This is a genomic window from Streptomyces sp. NEAU-YJ-81, from assembly GCF_017592595.1.
In the GTDB taxonomy this organism is placed as follows: Bacteria; Actinomycetota; Actinomycetes; order Streptomycetales; family Streptomycetaceae; genus Streptomyces; species Streptomyces hygroscopicus_B.
Window position 1 is genome coordinate 1 of sequence record NZ_JAGFNO010000092.1, and the last position, 6,456, is coordinate 6,456.

General features: G+C 72.3%; 5 protein-coding genes. 3 read left to right on the forward strand and 2 right to left on the reverse strand.

The genetic code is table 11. The annotated features are described in order from the left end of the window. Positions 1 to 455 precede the first annotated feature (455 nt). Complete coding sequence (locus tag J5X86_RS49865; RefSeq protein WP_078645865.1) at positions 456 to 902, forward strand: PTS glucose transporter subunit IIA; 447 nt, start codon at positions 456 to 458, stop codon at positions 900 to 902. A 108-nt stretch (positions 903 to 1,010) separates the two neighbouring features. Then, entirely contained in the window at positions 1,011 to 2,681 is a 1,671-nt protein-coding gene (ptsP, locus tag J5X86_RS49870) for a phosphoenolpyruvate--protein phosphotransferase (protein WP_119993366.1), read from the forward strand. Between the two features lie 73 nt (positions 2,682 to 2,754). Here ptsP and J5X86_RS49875 read toward each other — a convergent pair whose 3' ends face one another. Next, positions 2,755 to 3,771 (reverse strand): hypothetical protein, encoded by a 1,017-nt coding sequence (locus J5X86_RS49875; RefSeq protein WP_208523187.1) that lies wholly within the window; start codon positions 3,769 to 3,771, stop codon positions 2,755 to 2,757. 22 nt (positions 3,772 to 3,793) lie between these two features. Next, on the reverse strand, positions 3,794 to 5,155 hold the full coding sequence (locus J5X86_RS49880; protein WP_308124998.1) for an MFS transporter: 1,362 nt from the start codon (positions 5,153 to 5,155) through the stop codon (positions 3,794 to 3,796). Positions 5,156 to 5,203: 48 nt separating this feature from the next. Here J5X86_RS49880 and J5X86_RS49885 point away from each other — a divergent pair. Continuing rightward, positions 5,204 to 6,456, forward strand: a 1,253-nt coding sequence (locus tag J5X86_RS49885; protein ID WP_208523188.1) for an aminotransferase class I/II-fold pyridoxal phosphate-dependent enzyme, incomplete at its 3' end; no start/stop codon positions are given.

Here is a 6,456-nt window from a genome sequence, read left to right on the forward strand (position 1 = left end):
GTCCGAGATGGACGGGGTATCAACATATCTGGCGTTGACTTTTGGCACGCTGTTGAGTTCTCAAGGAACGGACGCTTCCTTTGAAACCGTTTCACCGGTCTCTCCGGGCGCTTCCCTTCGGTGTTTCACACGCTATCAGACCATTTCCCGCTCTCCGAACCGGTGTCTTTCGCAAGGCATGCGAAAGCGGATCCGAGATTTGGATCAAGTAGCTGATGGCGCCGCCCTGAACCTGGATGTACACGCAGATGACCGCAGTGCTTCATCCGGTGGGCAGGAGTACGACAGTACAGCGCCTCGCGCGGCCGTGGCAAATCGATTCCAGGCCCGAGCGTCCACTCTGCCAGCGCCACGTGTGCGGAATCCGAAGTTCCTATGACTTACTCTTCTGGGCAGTGCGCTGTCCGGGACAGACGGTGACGGCGCGTGATGATTCTTCACCCCGGGAGGCCCCCATGACCAGCGTGACCTCACCGGTCACCGGCCGCGTGATCGGACTCGAAGCGGTTCCCGATCCGGTGTTCTCCGGCGCCATGGTCGGTCCGGGCACGGCGATCGACCCGGTGCTCGAGCCCGTTGTGGCCGTGGCTCCGGTCGACGGCATCGTCGTCTCTCTGCACCCGCACGCGTTCGTCGTCGTGGACGGGGAGGGACACGGTGTGCTCACCCACCTCGGCATCGACACCGTGCAATTGAACGGTGAGGGCTTCGAGGTACTCATCAACAAGGGAGACACCGTCAAGCGGGGCGACGCGATCGTGCGCTGGGACCCGGCCACCGCCGTGGCCGCGGGCAAGTCGCCGATCTGCCCGATCGTGGCGCTCGAGGCCACGGCCGATGCCCTGTCCGACGTCAAGGAGGACGTCGACGTGAAGCCGGGCGACACGCTCTTCAACTGGTGAGCCGCGCGTACGCTCGGCGGCCGGTGGGGACCGGGGCCGGGTGGCGCGCACTGCTGGTACGACATCCACCATGGCGGGGTTCCGCCGTATCGACCGGGGACGGGTGACATGGAGACAACGCTGCGAGGCGTCGGCGTGAGCCACGGGGTGGCCATCGGCGAGGTGCGCCATATGGGGACGGCGGTCCTGGAGCCGCCGGCGAGGCAGATTCCGGCCGATGAGGCGCCGCGTGAGCAGGGGCGAGCGCGCCAGGCCGTGGAGGCCGTGGCGGCCGATCTGGTCGCGCGCGGCAATCTGGCGGGCGGCGAGGCCCAGGCCGTGCTCGAGGCGCAGGCCATGATGGCGCAGGACCCGGAGCTGATGGCCGATGTCGAGCGGCGTATCGCCGTGGGCAGCACCGCCGAGCGCGCGGTGTACGACGCCTTCGCCGCCTACCGGGCGCTGCTCGCGGGGGCCGGGGACTATCTGGCGGGCCGGGTGGCCGACCTCGATGATGTGCGGAACCGGATCGTGGCGCGGCTGCTGGGTGTGCCGATGCCGGGTGTGCCGGACAGTGATGAGCCGTATGTGCTGATCGCGCGGGACCTCGCTCCCGCCGACACCGCGCTGCTCGACCCGACGCTGGTGCTGGGGTTCGTGACCGAGGAGGGCGGGCCGACGAGCCACAGCGCGATCCTCGCCCGTGCCCTGGGGGTGCCGGCCGTGGTCGCGCTGCCCGGTGCCGGGGATCTGGTCGAGGGAACCCTGATCGCCGTGGACGGCAGCACGGGTGAGATCTTCGTGTCCCCGAGCGAGGAGAAGCGGGCCGAGCTGACGCGGGCCGCCGAGGAGCGCCGGGCCGCGCTGGCCGCCTCCTCCGGTCCGGGTGCGACGTCGGACGGGCACAAGGTGCCGCTGCTGGCGAACGTCGGCGGACCGGCCGATGTGCCGGCGGCGGTCGAGGCGGGCGCCGAGGGTGTGGGGCTGTTCCGCACCGAGTTCCTCTTCCTCGACGACAGCACCCAGGCGCCGTCGGAGGAGAAGCAGGTCGAGGCGTACCGCCAGGTGCTGGAGGCGTTCCCCGAGGGCCGGGTGGTGGTGCGGGTCCTGGACGCGGGCGCGGACAAGCCGCTGGCCTTCCTCACCCCGGCCGATGAGCCCAACCCGGCGCTGGGTGTCCGCGGTCTGCGTACCCTGCTCGACCACCCCGAGGTGCTGCGGACGCAGCTCACGGCGCTGGCCAAGGCGTCGGAGGGGCTGCCGGTCTATCTCGAGGTCATGGCCCCGATGGTGGCCGACAGGCTGGACGCCAAGGCGTTCGCGGACGCGTGCCGTGAGGCGGGGCTGCGGGCCAAGTTCGGCGCGATGGTGGAGATTCCGTCCGCCGCGCTGCGGGCGCGCTCGATCCTTCAGGAGGTCGAGTTCCTGTCGCTGGGCACCAACGACCTGGCGCAGTACACCTTCGCGGCCGACCGTCAGGTGGGTGCGGTCTCGCGGCTGCAGGACCCGTGGCAGCCCGCGCTGCTCGACCTGGTGGCGGCGTCGGCGGAGGCCGCGCAGGCCGAGGGCAAGAGCTGTGGTGTCTGCGGTGAGGCTGCCTCCGATCCGCTGCTGGCGTGTGTGCTGGCCGGTCTGGGGGTCACCAGCCTCTCCATGGGTGCGGCCTCCATTCCGTATGTGCGCGCGACGCTGGCCAAGCACACGCTCGCGCAGTGCGAGCGGGCCGCCTCCGCGGCGCGCGCGGCGGACACCGCCGAGGATGCCCGCCGGGCGGCGCAGGCGGTGCTGTCCGGCGAATGAGCCGGTGAGCTCGTGACCGTGAGCCGGTGAGCTGTCGGTGAAGGCGTCCCGCCGTGTGGCGGGACGCCTTCGGTCATTCCGGGCTGCCGAGCGGGATGCCCGCCCGGTATTCGACGCCGTGCTCCGGTGGGATGGGTTCACCCGTCTCGGCGTCGGTGCAGTACGCGGTGAACACCTCCGCCTCGCTCAGCGGGCGCAGCCAGCCGTCGTGCAGCGCCCAGCCGCGGACCGTCTCGGGAGTGTCCGCCACGATGGTGCGCAGCACCAGGCCGCCGGGGCTGCGCAGGGCGAAGCCGCAGGCCAAGACGGTGCGGAAGACCAGCCCCGAGGGCTCGGGCAGCTTCGGCGGGCCCGCTTCCCGGGCGTCGGCGTGGAGCACGGCGACCAGCGAGGTGCCGTCCGCCGGGACGCTGCAGACCAGATGGTGGACGCCTGGCCCGGCCGCCTCGACGACCTTGCGCAACGCGGCCCCGGCGCGGTCGAACGCGGCGCGGGCGGTGGTGTCGTCGCGGCACTCCCCGCGGTGGCCGGCGCGGGAGAGCAGCGCCGTGGCGTACTCCCAGGTGGCCTGCTCGTCGGCCACACCGATGAGCCGTGGAACCAGGCGGTCGATCGGCTGGCCCTCATAGATGACGGTGCCGCCCGCGGCGGCCAGCTCCGCCGTATAGCGAGTGCGGCTCGCGGGGGTGTCCGGGTCGAGCCGGGTGTCCGCGCAGAATTCCTCGTAGGCGACGGGGTCGAAGAGGGCGACGGTGGTGTGGACGCCCTTGGCCGCGAGCGCCTTCAGCAGTCCTTCCATCTGCCGTAGATACGCACCGTGGTCGTCGAAGGCGAACGATGCGTAGTGCCGCATGGCCGCGAAGTCCCGCTCGTCGGCGAGCAGGGCCACCGTGCTGGGCACCTCTCTGCGCAGGGCGCGACGGACGGTCTGGCTCCTCGTCCGGTGCCGCGTCCTCGTATTCGCCTTCGCTGTCTTCGGATTCGTTGTCTTCGGCTTCGTCGTCTTCGGATGTGGCTTCGGCTTGCCGTGCTTGCCCCGGTGCCTGCCGGGGCGGCTCCAGTCCTCGCTCCGCTGTCCGGTGTGCGCCATGACTCCCCCTCAGCGCGGATGTTCAGTGCTCACTCACCGTAACCGTGGCCACTGACAACGCTCCGTCGCCGCGGTCCCTTACCAGGTGGTGCTGGGCGCCGCACATCGCGGCGAGCCCGGCGCCGAGGCCGAGCCAGCCGAGGGGGCCCGCCGCGATCGCCGCCGTCACCGCGAGTGGCCCCGCGCTGCGCTGGACGGCCTGGGCCAGGCCGTGCACGCCGAGGTAGGCGCCCTGTGCGGTGGGCGGGGCGAGGACGACGGACAGCTCCCAGGAGATCGTGGCGTGCAGCATCTCCGCGACGGTGAAGGCGGTGGCGGCCAGCACCAGCGTGACGGCCGCGAGCCAGGGCGCGCCGACGGTCGAGGCGGCCAGCGCGGCCCCGCCGAGGAGGAACGCGCCGGCCAACGGCCACAGCGAGGTGCGTGCGGTGTGCGGGGTGGCCCCGAAGCGGGCGAACGGGACCTGGAAGAGCACCACGAGCACGTTGTTCAGGACGAGCAGCAGGGGGACGAGTTGATGCGGTGCGCTGGTGGCCGTCACGGCCCACAGCGGCAGGCCGATCTTGAAGACGGAGTCGTCGAGGAAGAGGACGGCCTCGCTGGCGGTGTAGGTGAGATAGCGGCGGTCGCGCCAGGGGTTGGGGGCGGTGGTCTTCCCGGGTGCGGGTGCGGGGTCGCTGGGTGCGGATTCGGTGGGTGCGGTGTCGTCGGGCGTGGGTTCGCCGGGTGCGGATGCTGCGGGTTCCCCGGGTGCGGAAGTGGACTTGGCCGCGATGCGGGCGGCCGAGGGCGGTTCGGCGCAGCCGAGCGTGAACAGCGCCGAGGCGAGGAAGGAGAGCGCGTCGCCGATGAGGAGCCAGCGGTAGACCGTGACCGTACCGCCGGTGAGTGCCGCTGCCGCCGCGAGGCCGCCGACGGCCCAGCCCACGTTCATGGCGGTGCGGCTGATGGCCTGGTAGCGGACGCGCTCGGGGCCCGCGACGCGGGTCGCGTACAGCTTGGTCAGTACGGAGGCCGCGCGGTCGCCGAGGCTGCCCACCGAGGTGATGGCGAGCAGGAGCCCGAGGTCGGTGGTGGTGAGGAGGGCGAGTGAGGCGACGGCGCGGACCAGTTGGACGATGATCAGGAGCGGGCGCAGCGGGACGCGGTCGGCGAGGAGGCCGCCGAGGGGCGGCCCGGCGATGCCCACGCTTCCTGACACGGCGAGCAGCACGCCGATTTCGGCGGTGCCGAGCCCGGCGGCGTAGGTGAAGTAGAGCGTCGCGGTCGCGCCCCACAGGCCCGAGCCGATCCGGTCGACGAAGGTGACGGTCAGCATGCGCCGGCCGTCCCGGCCGCCGGGGATGCGGTCGCTCAGCGCGGTGCGCCACGTTGGCTTGCCCACTCTGGTCCCCCTTGACATTCGATTTTGTATTGATACAGAATATTTTCTGTGGCGACACAATATGAGATCACCGGTGCGTCGGCCAAGGGGATTGCCGCGTCCGTCGAAAAGGGCGTGGTGGAGGGGGCGTTGGCGCCCGGCACCGGGCTGCCTCCGGTGCGCCGGCTGGCGGAGCGGCTGGGCATCAGCCCCGGCACCGTCGCGACCGCCTACAAGGAGCTGCGGCGGCGCGGAATCGTGGTGACCCACGGGCGGGGCGGCACGGTGGTCGCCCCGACACCCGCGGTCGCCTCGCGGCGCCCGCCGCCGGTGCCGGAGGGGGTGCGCGATCTGGCGGGCGGTCACCCCGATCCGGCCTTCCTCCCCGCGCTGCTCCCGGCCGCCCGCCTCTCCCCCGGAGTCCGGTCGCACCGCGCCCAGCCCCGGCTGGCCGGTCTGGAGGACCTGGCCCGCGCCTGGTACGAACGCGATGGCGTGCCGGCCGAGCACGTCAGCTTCGCCCATGGCGCGCTGGACTGCGTGGCCCGGCTGCTGTCGGTCGAGCTCAGGCCGGGTGACGCGGTGGCGATGGAGGACCCCGGCTACCACCACCTGCTGGACCTCGTCCCGGCGCTGGGGCTGCGTACCGTGCCGGTGGCCGTGGACGACGAGGGGATCCGGCCGGACGCGCTGCGGGCGGCGCTGCGGTCCGGGGCGCGTGCGCTGGTCTGCAGCCCGCGCGCGCAGAACCCTTACGGCGGCTGGTTCTCGGCGGGGCGCCGGGAGGCGCTGCTGGAGGTGCTGGGCGCGGCGCCGTCCGAGGTACTGGTGATCGAGGACGACCACGCGGCGGACATCGCGGGAGTACCGCTGCACAGCCTCGCCACGGGCGGCCTGGCGCGCTGGGCGCAGGTGCGCACGGTCTCCAAGCACCTGGGGACGGACCTGCGGTGGGGTGCGCTCGCCTGCGACCGTACGACGCTGGCGCGGCATGACGGCCGGATGGTGCTGACCTCGGGCTGGGTCAGCCATGTGCTGCAGGAGACGGTGACGCGACTGATGACCGACCCCGAGGCGCAGAGCCTGGTGGCCGCGGCGCGGACCGCCTACGCGCGGCGGCGGGAGGCCCTGCTGGCCGCTCTGTCGGCTCGGGGGGTCGCCGCGCACGGGGCGAGCGGGATGAATGTGTGGGTGCCGGTGCGGGACGAGGCGGCGGTCGTGAACGGGTTGCGGACGCGGGGGTGGTGGGTGGCGGCCGGTGCGAGGTTTCGGCTGGGTGCCGGGGCGGGGGTGCGCATTACGACGACGGGGTTGGGGGAGGG

Bases quoted from the DNA above. Each gene is read 5' to 3' on its own strand.
- ptsP (WP_119993366.1), top strand. From the start codon at position 1,011: ATGGAGACAACGCTGCGAGGCGTCGGCGTGAGCCACGGGGTGGCCATC.
- J5X86_RS49865 (WP_078645865.1), top strand. From the start codon at position 456: ATGACCAGCGTGACCTCACCGGTCACCGGCCGCGTGATCGGACTCGAA.
- J5X86_RS49875 (WP_208523187.1), bottom strand. From the start codon at position 3,771: ATGGCGCACACCGGACAGCGGAGCGAGGACTGGAGCCGCCCCGGCAGG.